The organism is Streptomyces sp. NPDC002386 (assembly GCF_053593175.1).
The window spans coordinates 143,652-165,713 of sequence record NZ_JBSFBX010000012.1 but is presented as its reverse complement, the minus strand read 5'-3'; the positions used below and the strand labels follow the sequence as shown (position 1 = coordinate 165,713).

Sequence of the window (22,062 nt, the reverse complement as noted above, 5' to 3'; positions counted from 1 at the left end):
CGCAAACTAACACTGTCCGCGCCCCTGACATCGAACGGGATGCCGAGGCGTCATCAGGAGTTGACTTTTCCTACTGGTCGGTAACACACTCACGTTACCGCTAGTAACATCACTGGTAGGACCGCACGTACCGCCGCTGGAGGGGACATGGCCGAGTTCACCATGGAGCTCAACGACGAACAGAAGGAGGTCCGGGACTGGCTGCACGGCTTCGCGGCCGACGTCATCCGCCCCGCGGCCGCCGAATGGGACGAGCGTGAGGAGACTCCCTGGCCGGTCATCCAGGAGGCCGCGAAGGTAGGCATCTACTCCCTCGACTTCTACGCGCAGCAGTACTTCGACCCCACCGGCCTCGGCATCCCGATGGCCATGGAGGAGCTGTTCTGGGGCGACGCGGGCATCGCCCTCTCCATTGTGGGCACCGGTCTGGCCGCCGTGGGCGTTCTCGCCAACGGAACCGAGGAGCAGATCGGCACCTGGATCCCGCAGATGTACGGCGACCAGAACGACGTGAAGGTGGCCGCCTTCTGCTCCTCCGAGCCCGACGCCGGCTCCGACGTGGCCTCCATGCGCACGCGCGCGGTCTACGACGAGGCCAAGGACGAGTGGGTGATCAACGGCACGAAGACCTGGGCGACCAACGGCGGCATCGCCAACGTCCACGTCGTCGTCGCGGTCGTCGACCCGGAACTGGGCTCCAAGGGCCACGCGTCCTTCATCGTGCCGGCCGGCACGCCGGGACTCGCCCAGGGCCAGAAGTTCAAGAAGCACGGCATCCGCGCCTCGCACACCGCCGAGGTCATCCTCGACAACGTCCGGGTCCCCGGTTCCTGCCTGCTCGGCGGCAAGGAGAAGCTGGACGAGCGGCTCGCCCGGGCCCGGGAGCGGGCCAGGGCCGGCGGCGAGCGGGTGAAGAACGCGGCCATGGCCACGTTCGAGGCCTCCCGCCCCGCCGTGGGCGCGATGGCGGTCGGCACCGCCCGGGCCGCCTACGAGGTCGCGCTCGACTACGCGAAGACCCGCGAGCAGTTCGGCCGGCCGATCATCGACAACCAGGGCGTGGCCTTCCAGCTCGCGGACATGCGGACGCAGATCGACGCCGCCCGGCTGCTGGTGTGGCGGGCGTCCTGGATGGCGGTCAACGGCAAGCCGTTCACCGCGGCCGAGGGCTCCATGTCCAAGCTCTTCGCCAGTGAGACGGCGAAGAAGGTCACCGCGCAGGCCATCCAGATCCTGGGCGGCAACGGCTACACCCGCGAGTACCCGGTGGAGCGGATGCACCGCGACAGCGCGATCTACACCATCTTCGAGGGCACAAGCGAGATCCAGCGCCTGGTCATCGCCCGCACCCTCGCCGGGATGCCGATCCGGTAGCGCGCGGGGGCGCGGGCGCCGTGCCGGCCCCGCGCCCCCGTGCTGTCGTCGGTCATCTGTGCCGCAGCGGTGTGAGCTGCTCGATGTCGTAGCGCCGGCGCAGCCGCTCGATCGCCTCGCGGTCCGGCGGTCCGCCGTCGCCCAGGATCTCCAGCAGCTCCTCGAAGTAGCGCTCGTGGTCCGGCGGCGGGGACGCCTGGAAGAACATCCTCGCCGGCGTGTCCGTCGGATTGGCGAACGCGTGGGGACAGCCGGGCGGTACGACGATGACCGTGCCCGGCGTCGCCCGGACCACCCGGTTGCCCGAACTCGACTCCCAGCGCTGCCAGTTGTCGGGAGTGCGGATGCGCGGCTCGAAGGCCAGCACGTCCAGTTCGCCCTCGAGGACGTAGAACAGCTCCTCGCTGCGCGTGTGCACGTGGGCGCCGACGTCGAACCCCGGCGGAACCTCCACCTCGAAGGTGGAGGCCATCCGCGAGTGCGTGCCGGTGACCTTGAACGTCACCCGCTGGGCCGGTGTCTCGACGACCCGGCCGTGGCCCGGCGGCACCAGCAGCCCCTCGGCCGGCGCCACCTCCTGGGCCGGCGGATCCGCCTGGGCCGGCGCGGCTCCCCGTGCCGCGGGCCCTTCGGGTACCGCCAGTCCCTCCGTCGTGGTCATCGGGGGCTCACCACGTCACCGGCAGGGCCGCGGGCCCGCGGATCAACGCGCCCTTCCTGAAGGGCACCTGGGCCGGGGCCACGGCCAGCCGGAGACCCGGCACCCGGTCCAGCAGGGCGTCCACCAGCAGCTCCGACTCCAGCCTGGCCAGCATGCCGCCGGGGCAGTAGTGCGGGCCGAAACCGAACGCCACGTGCGGGTTGGGGCTGCGGGTGACGTCGATCGTCTCCGGGTCGGGGAAGACCTCCGGATCGCGGTTGGCGGCAAGGTAGGAGACGTAGATCGCGTCCCCGGCCCGGATGCGGGTGCCGGAGATCTCCACGTCCTCCAGGGCGATCCGGGACAGCCCGACGGCGTTGCGGTGCGGGATGTACCGCAGCAGCTCGTCGATCGCCCTCGGTCTGATCCCCGGGTCGGAGCGCAGCCGCGCGGCCAGTTCGGGCCGGGTCAGCAGCAGGTAGAACATCTGCCCGCTGTTGTTGGTGACCGCCTCGCCGCCGATCTGGAGCAGGACCGCGAGGCCGACGGCCTCCTCCAGAGTGACCTCCTGGCGGCCCACGGCGGCGCCGAGGAGCGAGGTCACGTCCTCGCCCGCGCTGTTCTCGCGCAGGGCGACGAGATCGGAGAAGTAGGCGCTCATCTCGCGCTTGGCCTTCTCGCTGAGCTCCTTTCCGTGCGCGGAGGACAGGATGAGCTGGGTCCACGTGTGCATGCTGTGCCGGTCGGCGGCCGGCACGCCCATCAGCTCGCAGATCACCGCGATGGGGAAGGGGCTGAGCACCGCACTGGTGAGGTCGGCGGGCGGCCCGTCCTGCAGCAGCTCGTCCACCAGCTCGTCCAGCATCGCGCGCGCCCTGTCGCGGATCCGCTCCACGCCCTTGGCGGTGAACGCGGCGGCCACCGAGCGGCGCAGCCGGGTGTGGTCGGGCGGGTCGAGGAAGCCGACCGCGCCCCGGTCCGGGATGAAGTGCGGGGCGAGCCTCGTGACCTGCTTCTCCATGACGGCCTCGCGGCCGAAGCGCGGGTCGTTGGCCACCATGCGCACGTCGTCGTACCGGGTGACCAGCCAGGCCCAGCCCTCGCCGTTGGGGAGCTGGATGCGGGTGACCGGACCCTCGCTCATCAGGTCGGCCAGCACCGGGTCGAAGTCCGTCCCGGTCAGGTCGGCCACCGGCCAGTGCCGGACCGGGGGCATGGTCTCGGTGAGGGTCTCCTCGGTCATCGTGCCGTCTCGCCGTCCTGGACCCAGCGGCCCACGGTCATCTCGGCGGTGATGCCCGGCCCGAACCCGGCCAGCAGACCGCGAGCCCGGTGCTCGGCACCGCCCTCGTCGAAGAGCCGGCGCAGCGCGTCCAGGACGACGGCGCTCGCGATGTTGCCGTACTCGGTGAGCGTCGACCGGCTGAACCGGAACGCGTGCGGTTCGACCCGCAGGAACTTGCTCAGGTCGTCGAGTATTCGGGGCCCGCCGGCGTGGATGATGTAGAAGTCCAGGTCGGAGGCGTCCCAGCCGTGGTTTCCCGCGAGGTCCTGGAGCGCCGGGGCGAGCGGCTCCATGGTGGTCGGCACCCGCTTGTCCAGCAGGAAGTGGAAGCCGGTCGCCCGGACGTCGTACGCGATCCAGTCCTCGGTCTTCGGGATCAGGTACGAGCCGTTGCGCTCGAGTTGGACGCCCGTGCCGCCGCGCCCGCGCACCACGGCGGCGGCGATGCCGTCACCGAACAGGCCGTTGGACAGCAGCGAGCCGACGCCCAGGTCGGTGGGCTGGTAGCACAGCGAGCAGAACTCGCAGGCCACGATGAGTGCGTTGGCCTCGGGGTAGGCCGAACAGAAGTCGTGCGCCCGGTTGATGGCCGCACCGCCGGCCGCGCAGCCGAGCTGGGCGATCGGGAGCTGCCTGGTGGTGCTGGAGAAGTCCATCGCGTTGATCAGCCACGCGGTGAGCGAGGGCATCATGAAGCCCGTGCACGACACGTAGATGATGACATCGATGTCGGTGGTCAGGAGCTCGGCGTCGTCGAGCGCCCGCTGGATGACCGCGGGGACGCGAGCCTTGGCCTCCGCCTCGTAGAGCTTGTTGCGGTCCTCGAAGCCCGGATGCTTCAGGGTTTCCTCGATGGGCTGCACGATGTGCCGGGTGCGGACGCCCGTGTTCTCGATCAGCCGGAGGGCCAGCGGGAGCTGGGGGTGGTCCGCGTGGTGCAGGCGCGCCAGCTCCAGCGTCTCCTCCATCGTGATCACATGCTCTGGTACGGACACCGAGGGTCTGCACAAAGTCGCCATGAGCCGTCCCTGCTTTCGCCGTCCGGCAGGCCTTCGCCCGCCGTCAGAAGGTGGTCCACCCAGGTTCACCCGACGGGGCGACGATCTCGCGTCGGACTACTCCGAACCGGTGACAAGGGGTCAGGGACGGCCATGCTGCGAAACCCCCCGGAACGGCTACGGCGCCCCGCTGCTGTGGGCGATGCACGCCACGTCGATACGGTCCGCGAGCTTCGCCAGTTCGATGGTCAGCGCGGCCACCGTGTCCTCGTCGAGCCGCTCCCCGGCCTCGACGAGATGCAGCCACCGCCCGCCCACGGTCCGCAGCAACTTGCTCACGTCGGCCGCTGCCACCTGCAAGGTACCTCGGTCGTCGACGATCAGAGGCAGGGTCACTTCGCGGTTCACAATCGGGATGGTAGCCGCGCGGCCCTCACGCACCCTGCCAAACCGTGGTGATGTTGCAGAACTCCCGGATTCCGTGCCCGGACAGCTCACGCCCGTAGCCGGAGCGCTTCACCCCGCCGAAGGGGAACGCCGGATGGGATGCCGTCATCCCGTTCACGTAGACGGCGCCCGCCTCCAGGTCCCGGGAGAACCGCTCCACCTCGCGCTCGTCCCGGGTCCACACGTTCGAACTCAGGCCGAACGGCGAGTCGTTGGCGATGAGCACCGCCTCGTCGAGGTCGCCGGCCCGGTACAGCGTGGCGACCGGTCCGAACGCCTCCTCGCGGTGGATGCGCATCTCCCGGGTGATGCCCGCCAGGACGGTCGGCGGGTAGTACCAGCCCGGTCCGTCCGGGCGCTCGCCGCCGCAGAGCACCTCGGCCCCCGCGCGCTTCGCGTCGTCGACCAGCTCCTCCAGGTCCCTGCGCCCCTGCTCGCTGGCGAGCGGGCCGACCTCCGTGTCCTCCTCCAGCGGGTCGCCCGTCCGCAGCGCCGCCATGCCCGCGACGAACCTCTCCGCGAAGGCGTCGTAGACGTCGCCGTGCACGATGAACCGCTTGGCCGCGATGCAGGACTGCCCGTTGTTCTGGACGCGGGCGGTCACGGCGACGGCGGCCGCGCGGTCGAGGTCGGCGGAGGGCATGACGACGTACGGGTCGCTGCCGCCCAGCTCCAGCACCGTCTTCTTGATCATCTCGCCGGCGGTGGAGGCGACGGCCCGCCCGGCCGGTTCGCTGCCGGTCAGCGTCGCGGCCCTGACCCGCTCGTCGCGCAGGACGTCGTCCACCGCGGCCGAGCCGATCAGCAGCGTCTGGAAGCACCCCTCGGTGAAGCCCGCCCGGTGGAACAGGTCCTCCAGGTACAGCGCCGTCTGCGGCACGTTCGAGGCGTGCTTGAGCAGTCCCACGTTGCCGGCCATCAGCGCGGGCGCGGCGAAGCGGATCACCTGCCACAGCGGGAAGTTCCAGGGCATCACGGCGAGCACCGGGCCGAGCGGCCGGTAGCGGACCCGGACCCGGGAGGCGCCGGAGTCCCGCACGTCCTGCTCGGGCGGCTCCTCGTCGGCCAGCAGTCCCTCCGCGCGTTCGGCGTACCAGCGCATCGCCTTGGCGCACTTGGCGGCCTCCGCGCGGGCCTGCGTGACCGGCTTCCCCATCTCGGTGGTCATCACCCGGCCGATCTCCCGCTGGTCCTCGTCCAGCAGGTCGGCGGCCCTGTTCATCATCGTTGCGCGTTCGGCGAACGTGGTCGTCCGGTACGTGCGGAACGTGGCCTCGGCGAGCTGGAGCCGGCGCTCCAGCTCCTCCTCGCCCATGGCCTCGTACGTCTTGAGCGTCTCGCCGTTCGCCGGGTTCACCGTCGCGATGGGCATGGCTGACCTCCCTGGGAGCGGGCTTGCTTCGACCTTCGCGCGCGACACCGCCCGTCGCAACGCGTACGCCGCTGTTCAGACCGAATGCTCCGCCAGCCGGTCGAGAAACGCCGCCTGCGCCGTGATGATCACCTCGCGGGCCCGGTCCAGACCGAACCACGCGACGCGGTCCAGTTCCGGGAACTCCTGGGTGCGGCCGGACCTCGGCGGCCACTCCATGGTGAAGGTGCCCGGCTCGATGGTCTCCGGGTCCAGGTCCGCCTCCACCGCCCACGCGGTGACGACCTTGCCGCCCCGCTGCACGACCTCGCCCAGGGGCACGGCCTCCCCGTCGGGCGGCGCCAGCCCCAGTTCCTCGCGGAACTCCCGCCGGGCCGCCTCCCAGGCGGGCTCGGCGGCGTCGTACTCGCCCTTGACCACGGTCCACGCACCGGCGTCCTTCCGCGCGAAGAACGGCCCGCCCATGTGGCCGAGCAGCACCTGGAGTCCGTCGTCGGCGCGCCGGAACAGCAGCAGGCCCGCGCTGCGCCTCGTCGCCCTGACGGTCATGGCCCGACCTCCGGGTGGGCCGCCAGCAGGGCCTCGACGGTGTCGGCCTCCTCGGGCCGCTTGTCCTCGCGGTAGCGGATCACCCGGGCGAAGCGAAGGGTGACGCCGGCCGGGTAGCGGGAGGAGCGCTGCAGGCCGTCGTAGGCGATCTCCACGACGAGTTCGGGGCGCACCCTGACCCCCCAGGCCCCGTCCTCGACGGCCAGTTCCCGCAGTCTCCGCGTCTGCCAGGCGAGCATCGCGTCGGTCATGCCCTTGAAGGTCTTGCCGAGCATCGCGAAGCCGCCGTCCGGGGTCCGGGCGCCGAGGTGGAGGTTGGACAGCCTGCCGGTGCGGCGGCCGTGGCCCCACTCGGCGGCGAGCACCACCAGGTCGAGGGTGTGCACCGGCTTGACCTTCAGCCAGGAGGCGCCGCGCCGGCCCGCGCTGTAGGCGGCGTCCAGCGCCTTGACCACCACGCCCTCGTGGCCGCGGGCCAGCGTGTCCGCGAGGAACCGCTCCGCCGCGCCGGCTTCCCCGGGCCCGGACACCACCGTCCTGCGGACCCGCATGGGCTCCGGCACCAGCCGGGCCAGCTCGGCGTGCCGCTCGGCGAACGGCAGGTCCAGCAGGTCGCGTCCGTCGACCGACAGGGCGTCGAAGAACACGGGGGAGACGGGGACCTCGCCGGCCGCCCGTGCCACGTCCGTCCGGGAGCCGACCCGGCCGGCCGTCTCCTGGAAGGAGCGGGGCCGGCCGGCCGCGTCGAAGGAGATCACCTCACCGTCCAGGATGAACCTCTCGCCCGCGAGACCGAGCGCGGCGGCGCGGACCTCGGGCAGCCGGTCGGTGATGTCGTCCAGGGTGCGGGTGTGGATCCGGACGCCGTCGCCGTCCCGGTGGACCTGGACGCGGATGCCGTCCAGCTTCTCCTCCACCGCGCAGGAACCCAGCTTCTCCACCGCCTCGGCGACCGAGGAGGCGCTGTGCGCGAGCATCGGATGCACCGGCCGGCCGACGGTCAGCCGGAACCGCTCCAGCGCCCCGGGTCCCTCGGCCAGCAGCGCCTGCGCCACCGCCTGCAGCGATCCGGCGAGCATCACCGCCCGCCGCACGTCCGCCGGGTCCGCGCCGGTCGCCCGGGCGAGCCCCTCCACCGCCACCGCGTCCAGGGCGCCCTGCCGGACCTCGCCGGTGAGCAGGCCGCGCAGGAAGCGCTGTTCGGTCTCGGTGGCCGCGCCCATCAGCTCCGCGACGAGCCGGAGCCGCTCCGCCTGGGAGCCGGGCCCGGACACCTTGCCCAGCTCGCTGAGCCGGGCGTCGACCTCACGCACCGTGAGCGCCGGTCCGGCGGCCGGCGGGACCGGACGGCTCAGCACCTTCCAGCCCACACCGATCCGGCCCTGCGGGAGGCGGCCGGCCAGGTAGGGGATGACGATCGGGACGTCGTCCGCCTCCGCCTCCCGGAACAGCTCCGCGAGCAGGGCGGTCTTGCGGGATCGGGCCGCCGTCGCGGCGACCTCCCCGGACACCTCGGCCAGCCGGGTCAGCAGCATGCAGTCATGGTGCACCGCGGGGGCGGGGTCTACACCTGCGCGGCCGCGTCGAGGTCGGCGAAGAGCAGTTCCGCGTTGATCGCCGCCCCGGCCCGGTAGCCTCGGCTGGCCGCGTTCACCACCTGCTCGGCGAAGCCGCTCGCGTTGCCCGCCGCCCACAGCCCCGGCACGCTCGTCAGGCCCCGCTCGTCGATCACCGGGTAGCCACCGAACGGCGTCTCCTGGAGCTCCGCGCCCAGCCGCACGAACAGCTCGTTGCGCGGGACGGCGCGCGGGGCGACGTAGAGCACCTCGCGCTCGTGGACCGTGCCCGCTCCGGAGGGGCCGTCCCCGGCGAGCCGGACGCCGGTGAGCCGGTCCCCGTCGGCCAGCACCTCGGCCACCTCGCCGGGCACGACCTCGACACCGGCGGCGTCGAGCCTGCGCCGGTCGACGTCCGCCAGTTCCGCCTCCCGCACCTGGTGCAGGAAGAGCCGCACATCTTTGGACCACTGGGTGACTATCAGCGCCTGGTGCACGCTCAGGGGACTGCTCGCGACCACGCCGGTCGCCAGGTCGCGGACCTCCCAGCCGTGGCAGTACGGGCAGTGGACCACGTCCCGGCCGAACCGTTCGGCGAGGCCGGGGATCGGCGGGAGCTCGTCCCCGAGCCCGGTCGCGACGACCAGGTGCCGGGCCCGGACCACGCCGCCGCCCGCGAGCGTCACGGTGAAGTCCCCGTCCCGCGCCGCGTCCACCACCCGGTCCCGGACCAGTGCCACGCCGTACCGGGCGATCTCCTCACGTCCGGTCGCCAGGAACTCCGCCGGGGACATCCCGTCCCGGGACAGATAGCCCTGCATGTGCGCGGACGGCGCGTTGCGCGGCTCACCCGCGTCGACGACCAGCGTGCGCCGCCTGGCCCGGCCCAGCACCAGCGCCGCGGACAGCCCGGCCGCCCCGCCGCCGACCACGACGGCTTCGTAGCTCTCGGTCATGTGACCACCTCCGCCGCCGACGGTCGCGCGGAGGCTGCCGTGTTGACAAACTTCTTTGCCGATTCTGCAATGAGGTCATGAGCGGCGAACGAACCGGCAGTGCGCGCAGCGGCCAGGGCGCCGAGGACGCCGACGGCGTCCTGGCGGGCGTCGGGCCGAGACTGCGGCGGATCCGCAAGGAGCGGGAGGTGACGCTGGCGGCGCTGTCCGAGGCCACCGGCATCTCGGTCAGCACCCTGTCCCGGCTGGAGTCCGGCCTGCGCCGGCCCAGTCTCGAGCTGCTGCTGCCCATCGCGCGGGCCCACCAGGTGGCGCTGGACGAACTGGTCGGCGCCCCGCCGGTCGGCGACCCCGTGGTGCGGGCGAAACCGGTCGAACGAGGCGGCCGCGTCTTCTGGCCGCTCACCCGCCAGCCCGGCGGCCTGCAGGCGTTCAAGATCCTCGAACCGCAGCGCAACCAGGAGCCGGACCAGCGCACCCACGAGGGCTACGAGTGGCTGTACGTGCTCTCGGGGCGGCTGCGGCTCGTGCTCGGCGAGCACGACGTGGTGCTCTCGGCGGGGGAGGCGGCGGAGTTCGACACCCGGGTGCCGCACTGGTTCGGGTCGACGGGAGAGGGGCCGGTGGAGTTCCTCAGCCTGTTCGGACCCCAGGGGGAACGGATGCACGTGCGGGCGCGGCCCACGCGCAAGTGACGCGGACTACTGTCCCCTGATCGGCAAGCGACCGCTTAGTATGCCGTCGGAACCCGGTCAGACGAAGCAGTCCCGTGGAGGCCCCGCATGCAGGCATGGCAAGTGCACGAGAACGGCGAGCCGCGCGAGGTGATGCGCCTGGCGGAGGTGGAGCGGCCCACGCCCGGTGACGGCCAGGTGCTGCTGCGCGTGCGGGCCGCCAACATCAACTTCCCGGACGCCCTGCTCTGCCGGGGGCAGTACCAGGTGCGGCCGCCGCTGCCGTTCACGCCCGGCGTGGAGATCTGCGCCGAGACCGAGGACGGCCGCCGGGTGATCGCCAACCCCGCGCTGCCGTACGGCGGTTTCGCCGAGTACGCCGTCGCCGACGCCCGCGCGCTGCTGCCCGCGCCCGGCTCCCTGGACGACGCCGAGGCCGCCGCGCTGCACATCGGCTACCAGACCGGCTGGTTCGGGCTGCACCGCCGGGCCCGCCTGGAGGCGGGGGAGACCCTGCTGGTGCACGCCGCCGCCGGTGGGGTCGGCAGCGCGGCCGTACAGCTAGGCAAGGCCGCGGGCGCCACCGTCATCGGCGTGGTCGGCGGCGCCGAGAAGGCCGCCGTCGCCCGCGAGCTGGGCTGTGACGTGGTCGTCGACCGGCACGCCGAGGACGTCGTCGCGGCCGTGAAGGAGGCCACCGGCGGCCGGGGCGCCGACGTGATCTACGACCCCGTCGGCGGCGAGGCCTACGCCCAGTCCGCCAAGCTCGTCGCCTTCGAGGGGCGGATCGTCGTCGTCGGGTTCGCCAGCGGCGCCATCCCGAGCCCCGCCCTCAACCACGCCCTGGTGAAGAACTACGCGATCCTCGGCCTGCACTGGGGCCTGTACAACACCAAGGACCCCGGGCTGGTCCTGCACTGCCACGAACGGCTCACCGAGCTGGCCGCGACGGGCGCGATCAAGCCGCTGGTGAGTGAGCGGGTGCCGCTGGACGGCGCCGCCGACGCCGTGCAGCGGGTCGCCGACGGGGTGACCACCGGCCGGGTGGCCGTGGTCCTGGACAAGGGAGCCGCCGCATGACCGACGCAGCGGAACTGCGCCGCCGTACACAGGAGTTGCTGGCCTCACACCCGCCGGCCGGCACCGGGCGCCTGGACTTCCTGCGGGCCCGGTTCGACGCGGGCCTGGCCTGGGTGCACTTCCCGGCGGGCCTCGGCGGGCTGGACGCCCCACGCTCCCTGCAGGCCGTCGTGGACGCCGAACTCGAGGCCGCCGGCGCCCCGGACAACGACCCCCGGCGCATCGGCATCGGCCTCGGCATGGCGGCGCCGACGATCCTCAAGTACGGCACGGAGGAGCAGAAGCGGCGCTTCCTGCGGCCCCTGTGGACCGGCGAGGAGGTCTGGTGCCAGCTCTTCAGCGAGCCGGGCGCCGGCTCCGACCTGGCCGCGCTCGGCACCCGGGCGGTCCGCGGGAGCGGAGGGGACTGGGTGGTCAACGGGCAGAAGGTGTGGACCTCCAGCGCCCACCTCGCCCGCTGGGCCATCCTCATCGCCCGCACCGACCCGGAGCTGCCCAAGCACCGGGGCATCACCTACTTCCTGTGCGACATGACCGACCCGGGCGTCGAGGTGCGGCCGCTGCGCCAGATCACCGGCGAGGCCGAGTTCAACGAGGTCTTCCTGACGGACGTCCGCATCCCCGACAGCCGCCGCCTCGGCGAGATCGGGGACGGCTGGCGGGTCGCGCAGACCACGCTGAACAACGAGCGGGTCGCCATCGGCGGCATGCGGCTGCCCCGCGAGGGCGGCATGATCGGCCCGGTGTCGAAGACCTGGCGCGAGCGGCCGGAGCTGCGCACCCACGACCTGCACCAACGGCTGCTGAAGCTCTGGGTCGAGGCCGAGGTGGCCCGCCTCACCGGTGAACGCCTGCGCCAGCAGCTCGTCGCCGGCCAGCCCGGCCCCGAGGGCGCCGGCATGAAGCTCGCCTTCGCCCGCCTCAACCAGGAGATCAGCGGCCTGGAGGTCGAACTCCGCGGTGAGGAAGGGCTGCTGTACGACGACTGGACCATGCGCCGCCCCGAACTGGTGGACTTCACCGGCCGCGACGCCGGATACCGCTACCTGCGCTCCAAGGGCAACAGCATCGAGGGCGGGACCAGCGAGGTCCTGCTGAACATCGTCGCCGAGCGTGTCCTCGGCCTGCCGGCCGAGCCGCGCACCGACAAGGACGTCGCCTGGAAGGACCTGGCCCGATGAGCACCCAGCCGGATCTCCTCTACTCCGAGGAGGAAGAGGCGCTGCGCGCCGCCGTCCGCGATCTGCTCACGGACCACTGCGACGCGGCCGGCGTGATCGCCCGCACCGAGTCGGACGCCCCGCACGACCTCGCGCTGTGGAAGTCCCTCGCCGACGGCATGGGCCTGGCCGGACTGCTGGTGCCCGACGCGCTGGGCGGCCAGGGCGCGACCCACCGCGAGGCCGCCGTCGTCCTCGAGGAGCTGGGGCGCGCCGTCGCGCCGGTGCCGTATCTCAGCAGCGCGGTCGTCGCCACCGAGGCCCTGCTGGCCTGCGGGGACGAGGAGTTGCTCGGCCGCCTGGCGTCCGGCCGGACGGTCGGCGTCCTCGCGGTGGGACTGCACACGGCCCCGGACGCCCGCCCTCGCACCGCGCGGGTGGAGAACGGCTCGCTGCACGGTGAGCTGACCGGCGTGGCGGACGCGACCGCGGCCGACGTCCTGCTCGTCCCGGCCGACGACGGCGGGCTGTACGCCGTGGCCGCCGGGACGGCGACCGTCACCGCGCAGGTCTCCCTCGACCTGACCCGTCCGGTCGCCACCGTCACGCTCGACGGAGCGCCCGGACGCCGCGTCGGCGACGCGGAACCGGCCGTACGGCGGGCCCTGCGGGCCGGCGCCGGACTGCTCGCCTCCGAACAACTGGGCGTTGCCGACTGGGCGTTGACCGAGACCGTGCGGTACCTGAAGGAACGCAAGCAGTTCAACCGGCCGGTCGGCGGCTTCCAGGCGCTCAAGCACCGGCTCGCCCAGCTCTGGCTCGAGGTCGTCAGCCTCCGGGCCGCCGCCCGGGCCGCCGCCGACGCCCTCGCCACCGGCGCGGACACCGACGTCACGGTGGCCGTCGCCCAGGCCTACGCCGGGCCGGTGGCCGTCCGCGCCACCGAGGAGGCGGTCCAGCTCCACGGCGGGATCGGGATGACCTGGGAACACCCCGCGCACCTGCACCTGAAGCGCGCCAAGGCCGACTCGATCGCCTACGGCACGGCGGGCGCCCACCGCGAGGCGCTGGCCGCGCTGGTCGACCTGCGGGCACCCTGACGCACGGCGTGTGAAGCCCGCCCCGCCCCGGGGCGGGCTTCCGCGTGCGCGGGCCCGCGCGACGGAGTGAACAGGGGGTGGCAGTCCGGCCAATTCCTTCGGCATCACCGGTGCCGCGCACGCGCGGGCAGCGCGTCAGGTTCTGGGCCACCCCGGACACGGCCCGACCGGCCCGCGACGCGCTGTGGGCGGAACTCCTCGCGGCCGGCGTCGACCACCTCTACACCGACGACCTCGCCGGCCTGGAGGTCGTCCTCGACGCACACCCGTCCGTCCGACATCACACGATCGGAGGACACGTCAGCCACCCGTACAAACCCTCCACTACGCCACACTTGCGGCCGAACGCCGCTCAAGGGGCGTGGCGGAGGAGGTTGACGATGGCGATTTCCATCTCTGTGGTGCTGCTGCTCCTGATCCTGGCGGTGGTGTTCATCCGCAACGGCGCGCTGAAGATGTCACACGCCCTGGTCTGCATGCTGCTCGGGTTCTACCTGGCCAGCACCAGCATGGCGCCGACCATCCACAGCGGGCTCACCGCGACGGCCGACCTGGTGAGCAGCCTGCGGCCGTGACCCGCGAGGTCAGCCGGAGAAGACCCCGATGCCGTTCGGCACCGGGCGTTCGGCGCCGCCGCTCGGATGGTTGCGGACCGTCACGCCGCTCGCGCCCTTGCCGCGGGTGACCATCTCGCTCGACCCGCCGCCGTCGAGGTTGAACGCGTCGGAGGCGCCCAGGCCGCGCATGGTGGCCGCCTCCTCGGCGATCGTCAGGCCGGTACGGGAGTCGTCGGCGCCGTCCAGCGCCAGCAGCAGCATCTGCCGTCCGCCGCCCCGGAGACCGGCGACGGTGCGGACGGCGGAGGTGCTGTCGTCGAGTCCGGACAGCGGCGTGCCGTCACGGAGCACCGGGTAGCCGCCGATCGCGAACGCGTAGGGCACCTTGGCGGTGGCCGCCACCAGGCCGTGGGTCACGGACACCGGGTCGCCCACGGCCAGCTCGCGCAGCTCCCGCGCCCCCCGCTCGCGGCCCACCAGCACCGTGGTGCCCGAGGGGATCGGACCGCTGCCCGGTCCGCCGGCGGTGGCGACCACCCGGCCGCCGCGCACCGTCACCTCGTAGGCGTCGGTGCCGCAGGAAGCCGCCCGGTCGGTGTCCGTGCCGCAGACGGCGCGCACCCGGGAGACGCCGCCCCACCGGGAGGTGAACGCGCCCACCGAGTTCTGCGGCAGCGCGTACTGGTTGAGGCCGCCCAGCCGGAGCCTCCCCCCAGGTGTGGTCACGGAGCCGGTGAGGGAGAGGCGGTCCAGACGGGCCCGCCGGTCGGTGCCCACCCCGAGCACCTCCCGTGTGGTGGTCCCGGGCGGCAGTGCCGGCCCGAACCGCTGTCCGTCGGGCACCGCCGCCTTGAGCACCCGTCCGCCCGCCACCGCCGGACCCACGGTGGCGCCGGTGGCCTCGACGCCCGGGTGCTGGGTCTCGGTGATGTCGAAGAAGTCGCCGTTGACTCCGGCGACCGCGCCGGCCGTGTCCGCCAGCCGGGACACGGTCGCCCGGGCGGCCACCGCCCCGGGGTGCAGCAGGTCCACCCGGACGTGCGGGTTGCCCAGGTCGACGGTGAGCAGATGGGCGTGGGTGCGCCCGGCCGCCGCTCTGATGTCGAACTCCCGGTACGTGACCCCCGGGGCGATCCGCCTGCCGGTGCCGCCCTCCGGTACGGCACTGGCCGGCGCCGCCCCCGTCAGGGCCGCGCCGGCCAGCACACCGAACGCCGTGAGCACCGTGAGAGCCGATCTGCCCGCCCTCGTCCGCCGTCCGTCCCGTTTCATCGCGCCCCCTGATGACTCGTCAACTGTCGTCAGCGCTCAGGGGAAGTGCACCAGACGACGGTGACGTACGGGACGGCTAGGCGTCGACTACGCGAGAACGGGTGAGAAAACGCACCCCCTCGGGTGCCTCCAGCGAGAAACCGCTCCCTCGTCCGGGTACGACGTCCACGATCAGCCGGGTGTGGCTCCAGGCCTCGTACTGGCTCCGCGACATCCAGAAGGTCACGGGCTCCTCGACGCCGTCCACTGCCAGTTCGGCCAGCAGCACGTCGGAACCGCCGGTGCGGAACTCGCCGTCCGGGTAGCACATGGGCGCGCTGCCGTCGCAGCAGCCGCCGGACTGATGGAACATCAGCGGTCCGTGCGCGGCACGCAGCCGGCGGACCAGCTCGGCCGCCTGCGGGGTGAGTTCGACGCGGGGCAGTTCCTCTTGCATGGTCACCGTCCTGGAGCACCGGGAGCTGGGATCCCGTCGAGTCTCACCTCTCCCCGGCCGCGCGTCCAGCACGCGGAGGCCACGTCCGGCGCCGCCGAGGGGAGTTGAGGACGTCCGCCGCCCCGGTGAGTGCGCCGGCGGGGGCCTTGGACGAGTGTTCGACTTCCGTTTCCGGCGCTGTATAGGATCCCGCCTGAATTGATCATGTAACCCGAGAGGGTGCACGTGGCAAGGGGGGCGATGTGCGCGATTCCGCCTGCTATTGGCATGTCCATGGCAGTCTTTTCGGGTCGAGGACGCCGCGTCCGGACGCGGGCGCCGGTGCGCGCGGCGGCCACCGCCACGGCGAACTCCGACCATCCGAAGGAAACCGTTGAAGCCGATAAGACAGCGGCTGTCGGTGCCGGTCGTCACCCTGGTGGCCACCGCGCTCACGCTGCCGCTCACCCTGCCCGCGCAAGCGGCCGAACCCGCGCCGCCCAAGGGCGCCACACAGTGGCGGGCTCCCCACACCAAGGACGTCGACAAGCCCGCCTCGGTGCCCGCCGGCGACCGGGGCGAGGCACTGGGCGAGCACTACCGGAAGTCCTCCGACCGCGCCTTCACCACCTCCGGCGACGCCACCGGCTTCCACCTGCTCGTGGCGGGCGAGAAGGACGGCTACGCCTGGAAGACCGCCGCCACGCTCAGCGAGCCGGGCTTCGACACGGACGGCTGGATCGGCAACGCCTGCCTGACCGCCTCGGGCAGGCGCGCCGCCGTCGCCTACGCGCCCCGCACGTTCACCAACAAGCCCGAACTGATGGCCCGGGGCGCGTTCACCGCCCTCGTGGACCTCACCACGGGCAAGGTCACCAAGCTTCCCTTCACCGCGTCGCTCGCCTACTTCTCCCCGGGCTGCGGCACCGGTGAGCAGGCCGTGTTCACCCAGCTCTCGGACGACGGCGACGAGAGCCTGCGGTCCCGCCTGATCAGGATCGACGCGGCCACCGGCCGGCAGGACGCGCCGCTCACCTATCCGGGCGAGGTCACCTCGGCCGTCCCCACCCGGAACGGCATCGTCGCCGCGCACGGCAACCGGCTGGTGATCGCGCGCGCCAAGGGCAGGCTCACCGAGATCGCCGCCACGCGGACGGTCCCCTTCCAGCTCACCGTGGACAGCGCGGGCGGTGTGACCTACATCGACCGCACCAGGACCAGCGGCACCCGGAAGACGTCCACCGGCTACGCGCTCCACCTGGACGCGGCCCGGCTCGGCCGGAAGCACGCCAGGGCCACCACCGTCGCCCAAGGCAGGCTGACCGACTGGGACCTGGCGTCCTCGGCCGACGGAACCGTGTTCGTCACCGGCAGGGCGAAGACCACCGGCACCCTGCCCGGGACCGTCAGGAACCCCGGCCACATCGCCAAGGGCGCCCTGATCTCCAGCCACGGCCACGCCGCCGTCACCACGGCATGGGCCGACGGCGAGGCGGCACCCCTGCGCGGCGACGAGGCGGCCGGCGCCCGCACCGCCCGCATGACGATGCGCCTGCTGCGCAGCGGCACGACCGTCACCCTGGACTCCCGCCCCGGGGAGAACCGGATCGGCGGGCGGAAGGCGGCCCGGCAGGGAGCGGCCTTCTCGCCCGCGCTGCCGCGGCCCGAGGAGGCGTCCGGGGGCCCCTCCACGCAGACCGCGCGCCTCCAGCCGCTGTCGGCGTCACCCTCCGGGCCCAGCGAGGACGAGACGGAACGCACCTGCTCCGTGGCCCGCAACGACGTGCGGAAGATGGCCTTCCAGCCCACCCCGCGCCAGGTGGAATGGGCCGTGGACCAGGCCGTCGTCGGCAAGCTCGACTTCTACCGCCCGCCAGACTGGAAGGGCACCGGGATGGGCGGCTACCAGCCGCAGGGCCTGTTCCCGGCGGTCGTCCTGGAGGGCGACCCCAACGGCCGGCTCGACACCGAGGACGGCACCAACGACCGCTGGCACATCCCCGCACAGATCCTCCTCGGCGTCACCGCCCAGGAGTCCAACATGTGGCAGGCGGGCCGCTACGCCGTCCCCGGCGTGACCGCCAACAGCCTCATCGGCAACTTCTACGGCATCAAGTACTCCGCCGACGGCACCCAGAACGACCCCTGGAGGATCGACTGGTCCAAGGCGGACTGCGGCTACGGCATCACCCAGGCCACGGACGGCATGCGCCTGCCCGGTCACGACCAGCCCACCAAGTCCGTCCTCCAGCAGGAGGCCGTCGCGCTCGACTACACCGCGAACATCGCGGCCGGCGCGCAGATCCTCTCCCAGAAGTGGAACGAGACCCGCAAGGCCGGGCTGAAGGTCAACGACGGCCACCCGCAGTGGATCGAGAACTGGTTCTTCGCCCTGTGGGCGTACAACTCCGGCTTCTACGCCGACGCGGACTCCGCCGGGCACCAGGGCGTGGGCTGGACCAACAACCCGGCCAACCCGCTGTGGAAGGCCAACCGGCTGCCCTTCCTGGAGAGCGCGGTCGGCGGCGACGACTACAGCCACGCCGCGCACCCGCAGGACTGGCCGTACGAGGAGAAGGTGATCGGCTGGGCCGCCCGCCCCCTCTCCGCCATGTTCGCCCCGGGCGACATGCAGGCCGGATACCGCCCCGCCTGGTGGAACACCATCGGCGACCGCAGCAACGCCAAGCCGCCCGTCGACCTGTTCTGCGACTCCTCCAACAGCTGCGAGCCGTCCAAGATCGGCGACAACGACTCCAACGACCCCGGCCAGGGCGCCTGCACGCTCGACTCCGGCACCAGTGACACCAACCCGCACTGGCTGCACTGCTGGTGGAACAAGTCCGTCCAGTGGAAGAACTGCACCACCGGCGCGCAGTGCGGCAACCAGGTCCACCGCTTCAACACCAGCTACCCCGAGCAGCCGGACGCCAACTCCTACCCGCCGCGCTGCAGCAGCGGTCTGGCCTCCGGCGCCCTGATCGTCGACGACGTCGACGACGGTGTCACCCCCGCCGGCTCCGCCGGCCGCAGTTGCGGTCCCGTCAGGTCGGACGGGACGTTCACCCTCAGCTACCACGCGTGGAACGGCACCTACCCCGGCAAGATGGACACGCACCAGATCGGTGCCGGCTACGGCAACCACTTCTGGTTCGCCCACACCCGCCAGCCCGAGTCCGGCGACAAGGCCGACCGGATGGAGGTCACCGGCACCTGGAAGCTGGGCAAGGCGGTCCCCGGCGGCCAGGCGAAGGTGTACGCGCACGTTCCCGACCACGGGGCGCAGACCGGTGAGGCCGACTACCGCATCAAGACGCCGTTCGGCGTGAAGACCAAGACGGTCTCCCAGTCCGCCAACCAGTCGAACAAGTGGGTCGACCTAGGCGCCTACCGGTTCAACGACAGCATCCCGGAAGTCAGCCTGTCGAACTTCAACAGCGGTGGCACCGGCGACAAGGACATCGCCTACGACGCCGTCGCGTTCGTGCCCGGCAACTACGACGGCATGCCGAACATCGCCTTCTCCGACCCGGACGTCAACTCCCCGCAGCCCGGCGACATCACCACCCCGCAGGACATGACCCCCGACGGGGTGAGCATCGGTGACCCGCTGGACTCCATCCAGCAGCAGTACTCCGACCCGAAGCACACCTACGTCCCCTGGTGCGCGGCCAAGCCCTTCGGCTGGGGGACCAGCCGCAAGATCTGGACCAACCGCACCGAAGGCTGCATCAAGGGCCGCTTCGGGTTCGTCAAGTCGGTCAACGGGGAGGTCACCGGTACCGCGACCTTCGAGTTCCAGGCCGAGATGAAGCTGTACTCCGACGAGGTCGGCTGGAACACCGCGTTCAAGTTCCGGATCGTCGACGCGTCCGGCGAGGCGGCGGCCGAGCCGATCTACCTCACCGTCGACGACTCCTGCTCCCTGGACTGCAAGAAGAACGGCCCGCGCTCCGACTCCGGCAACCTGTGGTGGGAGTACGGCCTGGGCGACCACCACGTGTACTCCATGTCGCAGATCTGGAACTGGGGTGAGTCCAGGCCGTCCGACCTGGCGTTCCTCAAGTGGTCCATGCGGGGCGAGATCGGCGGTGTCATGTCCTCCAACGACACGGACGTCACCAGCGGCGCCGAGGCGCAGATCCGCTGCGACTCCACCGTCCCGCAGGCCTACCCGGGCTGCGTGTTCGACCGGTACAAGCCGACCTACGTGATGAACTCCAAGAAGTTCCCCGCCGCGGCCGCCCACGCCTGGCTCGTCCAGAACAAGCTCCCCGGGCACTTCGGCAGCAAGACCCTGGGCACGCCGCTCACCTACCTCGGCAGCAACGTGATGTCGGCGAGCGATCCCACCAAGAAGCAGAGCACCGCCAACCGCGAGGTCATCTGCCCCACCAGCTGGCCACGCAACCAGGACGTCACCCTGTCCCCGGAACTGAACGAGGGGGACCCGCCCAAGGACGACCGGCCGTCCTGCGACGAGTTCGCCTTCGCCGCCAGCTACGACAGCGCCGGCATGGCAAACGGATACAACCCGGTCGCCTCCGGTGACGAGTGCCTGCAGACCTACGCCAAGAAGGGCGGCGACGGCGTCTGGCACCTGCTGTCCGATCCCCGCTACCCGCTGCCCGAGTGGAACGAGAAGTGCGGCCGCGCCACCATCTCCAACAACCAGAACACCCAGTCCATGCGGCCCTTCGGACAGTTCATCGTCCGCAACAGGCTGACGGACAAGGACCAGTACTGGCTCGACCTCGACGGGTTCACCCCGTGACCGTGAACCGCTGAACAGCACTGTGGCCCGGAAGCCTCCCGCTCCCGGGCCACAGCCCTGTTCGGGGACCGGCTACCAGCAGACGAGACCCTCGCGCACGGTCGGCAGGTGCGGGGACCGACGGCCCATCACCGTGAACGGGCCGACCCCCTCCAGCGCGTCCGCCACGGTGCCCAGGTAGTCGGCCAGCGACGGGAAGGCCGGCTCGGGGAAGCTCTCCTCCTCGTACCTGTGCACCGGCGCCGGATCCTGCCCGCCGGACACGTCGAGGAACAGCCCGGAGTGCGCCTCCCGCTGCCGGAAGGCGGGGATCCAGCCCTCCTTCCAGTACTCGTAGCGGGACCCCGGCTCCTGCAGGGAGAGGCTGGCCCGCCTGTTGCCCGTGTACAGCGAGCCGATGAGCTCGACGTCGTTGAACACCAGACCGGAGGGGAACAGGGCGTCGCCGCCGCCCGGAGCGTCCTGGAGGGCGCCGCCGGCCGCGGCCCGGTGCCCGGCCGTGCTGCCGTTGTTCACCATCAGGACCTGCCGCAGGTCGGCCGGCAGGTCCAGCCCCATCCGGGACTCGGCCAGCCCGATCTCCTCCTGCGTGGCCGGAGGGTTCAGGGCCTCGGCATGCGCGGGGGCGTTCGCGGAGATCCAGCGGGCGATACGGGACCACGCCTCGACTGCGCTGCTCAATGCGGTCTCTTTCCTCACGGGAACGCTTCGTGCCTCGGAGCTGACCGAATGATCGCACGAACGACAGACGCCGCTCAGATACGGTCCTGGCCCAGCTCCGTGCCCAGCGCGACGTTCCAGCGCCCCGCCCGGCCGGTGAACTCCGCAGCGGTCAGGGGCCGTACGTCGATCCGCCAGAAGGCGGCCTCCGGAGCGCCGAGCACCCGCACGGTCACGGCCCGCACGATCTCCGGCTCGACCACCGCTACCGTGCGACCGGCGGACCGGGCGGCCTCCTCCAGCCAGCCCCCGACCCGGGCGCACAGCAGGCGCACCGACTCTCCGCCGTGCGGGCTCGCCGCCGGGTCGGCCAGCCACCGGGCCAGCGCCTCCGGTTCCCCGGCACCGACCTCGTCGAGGGTCCGCCCCCGCCAGCGGCCCATGTCCAGCCCGGCCAGGGCGGGTTCGGGGCGTGCGCCGAGACCCAGCGCGGCCGCCGTCTGCCGGCAGCGGACGGTGGGGGAGACGAGGACCGTGGCGGCCGGCCGCAGTCCGTCCGCGGCCGAACGGGCGCGCGCCGCGCCGGCCGCGTCGAGTGAGCACCCGTCGTCGAACCGGGCCTCCCGCAGGGCCGGGTTCATCGCCGGTGAGATCAACATCACTCGGGTCGTCACGAGGTCGCCTGCATGGTCAACGGCCCTTTCGGCACGGGGATTTCACAGGGTACGGCGGGTGCGGGGGCGCACCGGCCCGCACCCGTGCGCCCTTGGCCGCACCCGCGCTTCGCGGTACCTTCTCGGCGATATCGACGACGGAACGCGGAAGCCGGTGGGAATCCGGCACGGTCGCGCCACTGTAAGCCCGTCCACACCACTCCTGGTGCGGGCCGGGCAAGTCAGACCCGCCCGTCGTCCCGTGCACCACCGAGCAGGGACGCGAGTTCCCCAGGAGGTCCTGCCATGGCGCAGTCCGCCGTTCAGCCCAGCACCAACCCCACCGCCATCCCCGCCAAGCTGCCGATCGGCGCCATCGCCCCGTGGGCGGTCTTCTTCGGCGTCATGATGCTGGTCCTGCTGTACTTCGTCGGCGCCGAACAGGGCGCGACGTCCGTGATGTCCGGCGAGAACGTGCACGAGTGGGTGCACGACGCCCGGCACCTGCTCGGTTTCCCCTGCCACTGACCGGGGCGAGGA

20 protein-coding genes, 1 pseudogene and 1 riboswitch are annotated in these 22,062 nt (G+C 72.3%); of the genes and pseudogenes, 9 read left to right on the top strand and 12 right to left on the bottom strand.

Annotated features, from left to right (window positions below; translation table 11 throughout):
- Positions 1-147 precede the first annotated feature (147 nt).
- Positions 148-1,374, top strand: a complete 1,227-nt coding sequence (locus ACWCPN_RS24145; protein WP_199209631.1) for an acyl-CoA dehydrogenase family protein — start codon at positions 148-150, stop codon at positions 1,372-1,374.
- 52 nt (positions 1,375-1,426) lie between these two features.
- Here ACWCPN_RS24145 and ACWCPN_RS24140 read toward each other — a convergent pair whose 3' ends face one another.
- The 8 genes from ACWCPN_RS24140 to ACWCPN_RS24105 form a co-directional block, all read right to left on the bottom strand.
- A complete protein-coding gene (locus ACWCPN_RS24140) occupies positions 1,427-1,948 on the bottom strand; it encodes a cupin domain-containing protein (protein WP_451209957.1) in 522 nt (173 codons plus the stop codon).
- Between the two features lie 94 nt (positions 1,949-2,042).
- Positions 2,043-3,257 (bottom strand): cytochrome P450, encoded by a 1,215-nt coding sequence (locus ACWCPN_RS24135; protein WP_392401442.1) that lies wholly within the window; start codon positions 3,255-3,257, stop codon positions 2,043-2,045.
- Positions 3,254-4,318 carry a type III polyketide synthase gene (locus ACWCPN_RS24130; RefSeq protein WP_199209629.1) on the bottom strand — a complete coding sequence of 355 codons (1,065 nt, stop codon included), beginning with the start codon at positions 4,316-4,318 and terminating at the stop codon, positions 3,254-3,256. Before ACWCPN_RS24130 ends, ACWCPN_RS24135 begins: the two co-directional genes overlap by 4 nt.
- 156 nt (positions 4,319-4,474) lie before the next feature.
- Positions 4,475-4,705, bottom strand: coding sequence for a DUF6213 family protein (locus ACWCPN_RS24125; protein ID WP_199209628.1), 231 nt, complete (start codon positions 4,703-4,705; stop codon positions 4,475-4,477).
- A 25-nt stretch (positions 4,706-4,730) separates the two neighbouring features.
- Positions 4,731-6,116 (bottom strand): NADP-dependent succinic semialdehyde dehydrogenase, encoded by a 1,386-nt coding sequence (locus ACWCPN_RS24120; RefSeq protein ID WP_451209689.1) that lies wholly within the window; start codon positions 6,114-6,116, stop codon positions 4,731-4,733.
- Between the two features lie 75 nt (positions 6,117-6,191).
- Positions 6,192-6,665 (bottom strand): NUDIX domain-containing protein, encoded by a 474-nt coding sequence (locus tag ACWCPN_RS24115; RefSeq protein WP_392401440.1) that lies wholly within the window; start codon positions 6,663-6,665, stop codon positions 6,192-6,194.
- Positions 6,662-8,200, bottom strand: coding sequence for an ATP-dependent DNA ligase (locus ACWCPN_RS24110; RefSeq protein ID WP_451209685.1), 1,539 nt, complete (start codon positions 8,198-8,200; stop codon positions 6,662-6,664). The genes ACWCPN_RS24115 and ACWCPN_RS24110 overlap by 4 nt, the downstream gene beginning before the upstream one ends.
- 29 nt (positions 8,201-8,229) lie before the next feature.
- Complete coding sequence (locus ACWCPN_RS24105; RefSeq protein WP_451209682.1) at positions 8,230-9,177, bottom strand: NAD(P)/FAD-dependent oxidoreductase; 948 nt, start codon at positions 9,175-9,177, stop codon at positions 8,230-8,232.
- A gap of 77 nt (positions 9,178-9,254) precedes the next feature.
- Here ACWCPN_RS24105 and ACWCPN_RS24100 point away from each other — a divergent pair, with 77 nt between their 5' ends.
- From ACWCPN_RS24100 to ACWCPN_RS24075, 6 genes and pseudogenes are all read left to right on the top strand, one after another.
- Positions 9,255-9,872, top strand: coding sequence for a helix-turn-helix domain-containing protein (locus tag ACWCPN_RS24100; RefSeq protein ID WP_451209679.1), 618 nt, complete (start codon positions 9,255-9,257; stop codon positions 9,870-9,872).
- 87 nt (positions 9,873-9,959) lie between these two features.
- Entirely contained in the window at positions 9,960-10,931 is a 972-nt protein-coding gene (locus tag ACWCPN_RS24095; protein WP_451209677.1) for an NADPH:quinone oxidoreductase family protein, read from the top strand.
- A complete protein-coding gene (locus tag ACWCPN_RS24090; protein WP_451209674.1) occupies positions 10,928-12,112 on the top strand; it encodes an acyl-CoA dehydrogenase family protein in 1,185 nt (394 codons plus the stop codon). The genes ACWCPN_RS24095 and ACWCPN_RS24090 overlap by 4 nt, the downstream gene beginning before the upstream one ends.
- Positions 12,109-13,191 (top strand): acyl-CoA dehydrogenase family protein, encoded by a 1,083-nt coding sequence (locus ACWCPN_RS24085; protein ID WP_451209671.1) that lies wholly within the window; start codon positions 12,109-12,111, stop codon positions 13,189-13,191. The genes ACWCPN_RS24090 and ACWCPN_RS24085 overlap by 4 nt, the downstream gene beginning before the upstream one ends.
- A gap of 44 nt (positions 13,192-13,235) precedes the next feature.
- Positions 13,236-13,388: pseudogene (locus ACWCPN_RS24080) on the top strand (hypothetical protein); the annotation flags it as partial.
- A gap of 183 nt (positions 13,389-13,571) precedes the next feature.
- Positions 13,572-13,766, top strand: a complete 195-nt coding sequence (locus ACWCPN_RS24075; RefSeq protein WP_199209621.1) for a hypothetical protein — start codon at positions 13,572-13,574, stop codon at positions 13,764-13,766.
- 9 nt (positions 13,767-13,775) lie between these two features.
- Here ACWCPN_RS24075 and ACWCPN_RS24070 read toward each other — a convergent pair whose 3' ends face one another.
- The gene (locus tag ACWCPN_RS24070) at positions 13,776-15,020 is read right to left on the bottom strand and encodes a phosphodiester glycosidase family protein (protein WP_451209667.1); all 1,245 of its coding nucleotides are present in this window, start codon (positions 15,018-15,020) and stop codon (positions 13,776-13,778) included.
- 76 nt (positions 15,021-15,096) lie between these two features.
- A complete protein-coding gene (locus ACWCPN_RS24065) occupies positions 15,097-15,456 on the bottom strand; it encodes a DUF779 domain-containing protein (protein ID WP_451209664.1) in 360 nt (119 codons plus the stop codon).
- Positions 15,457-15,829: 373 nt separating this feature from the next.
- On the opposite strand from ACWCPN_RS24065, the gene ACWCPN_RS24060 reads away from it, so the two are divergent.
- A complete protein-coding gene (locus ACWCPN_RS24060; RefSeq protein ID WP_451209661.1) occupies positions 15,830-20,209 on the top strand; it encodes a hypothetical protein in 4,380 nt (1,459 codons plus the stop codon).
- A 72-nt stretch (positions 20,210-20,281) separates the two neighbouring features.
- Here the strand turns inward: ACWCPN_RS24060 and ACWCPN_RS24055 are convergent, their stop codons facing one another.
- Entirely contained in the window at positions 20,282-20,890 is a 609-nt protein-coding gene (locus tag ACWCPN_RS24055; protein WP_451209659.1) for an SMI1/KNR4 family protein, read from the bottom strand.
- Positions 20,891-20,964: 74 nt separating this feature from the next.
- Positions 20,965-21,543, bottom strand: coding sequence for a histidine phosphatase family protein (locus ACWCPN_RS24050; RefSeq protein ID WP_451209656.1), 579 nt, complete (start codon positions 21,541-21,543; stop codon positions 20,965-20,967).
- Between the two features lie 113 nt (positions 21,544-21,656).
- Positions 21,657-21,775: riboswitch (cobalamin riboswitch) on the top strand.
- 53 nt (positions 21,776-21,828) lie between these two features.
- Between ACWCPN_RS24050 and ACWCPN_RS24045 the strand changes: the two genes are divergently transcribed.
- Complete coding sequence (locus ACWCPN_RS24045; protein ID WP_451209653.1) at positions 21,829-22,050, top strand: CbtB domain-containing protein; 222 nt, start codon at positions 21,829-21,831, stop codon at positions 22,048-22,050.
- Positions 22,051-22,062: the final 12 nt, after the last annotated feature.

Excerpts from the sequence above, each read along its gene's own strand:
- ACWCPN_RS24130 (WP_199209629.1), bottom strand. The coding sequence starts at position 4,318 with ATGGCGACTTTGTGCAGACCCTCGGTGTCCGTACCAGAGCATGTGATC.
- ACWCPN_RS24110 (WP_451209685.1), bottom strand. The coding sequence starts at position 8,200 with ATGCTGCTGACCCGGCTGGCCGAGGTGTCCGGGGAGGTCGCCGCGACG.
- ACWCPN_RS24095 (WP_451209677.1), top strand. The coding sequence starts at position 9,960 with ATGCAGGCATGGCAAGTGCACGAGAACGGCGAGCCGCGCGAGGTGATG.
- ACWCPN_RS24115 (WP_392401440.1), bottom strand. The coding sequence starts at position 6,665 with ATGACCGTCAGGGCGACGAGGCGCAGCGCGGGCCTGCTGCTGTTCCGG.
- ACWCPN_RS24100 (WP_451209679.1), top strand. The coding sequence starts at position 9,255 with ATGAGCGGCGAACGAACCGGCAGTGCGCGCAGCGGCCAGGGCGCCGAG.
- ACWCPN_RS24090 (WP_451209674.1), top strand. The coding sequence starts at position 10,928 with ATGACCGACGCAGCGGAACTGCGCCGCCGTACACAGGAGTTGCTGGCC.
- ACWCPN_RS24075 (WP_199209621.1), top strand. The coding sequence starts at position 13,572 with ATGGCGATTTCCATCTCTGTGGTGCTGCTGCTCCTGATCCTGGCGGTG.
- ACWCPN_RS24045 (WP_451209653.1), top strand. The coding sequence starts at position 21,829 with ATGGCGCAGTCCGCCGTTCAGCCCAGCACCAACCCCACCGCCATCCCC.
- ACWCPN_RS24105 (WP_451209682.1), bottom strand. The coding sequence starts at position 9,177 with ATGACCGAGAGCTACGAAGCCGTCGTGGTCGGCGGCGGGGCGGCCGGG.
- ACWCPN_RS24120 (WP_451209689.1), bottom strand. The coding sequence starts at position 6,116 with ATGCCCATCGCGACGGTGAACCCGGCGAACGGCGAGACGCTCAAGACG.
- ACWCPN_RS24085 (WP_451209671.1), top strand. The coding sequence starts at position 12,109 with ATGAGCACCCAGCCGGATCTCCTCTACTCCGAGGAGGAAGAGGCGCTG.
- ACWCPN_RS24065 (WP_451209664.1), bottom strand. The coding sequence starts at position 15,456 with ATGCAAGAGGAACTGCCCCGCGTCGAACTCACCCCGCAGGCGGCCGAG.
- ACWCPN_RS24070 (WP_451209667.1), bottom strand. The coding sequence starts at position 15,020 with ATGAAACGGGACGGACGGCGGACGAGGGCGGGCAGATCGGCTCTCACG.
- ACWCPN_RS24145 (WP_199209631.1), top strand. The coding sequence starts at position 148 with ATGGCCGAGTTCACCATGGAGCTCAACGACGAACAGAAGGAGGTCCGG.
- ACWCPN_RS24135 (WP_392401442.1), bottom strand. The coding sequence starts at position 3,257 with ATGACCGAGGAGACCCTCACCGAGACCATGCCCCCGGTCCGGCACTGG.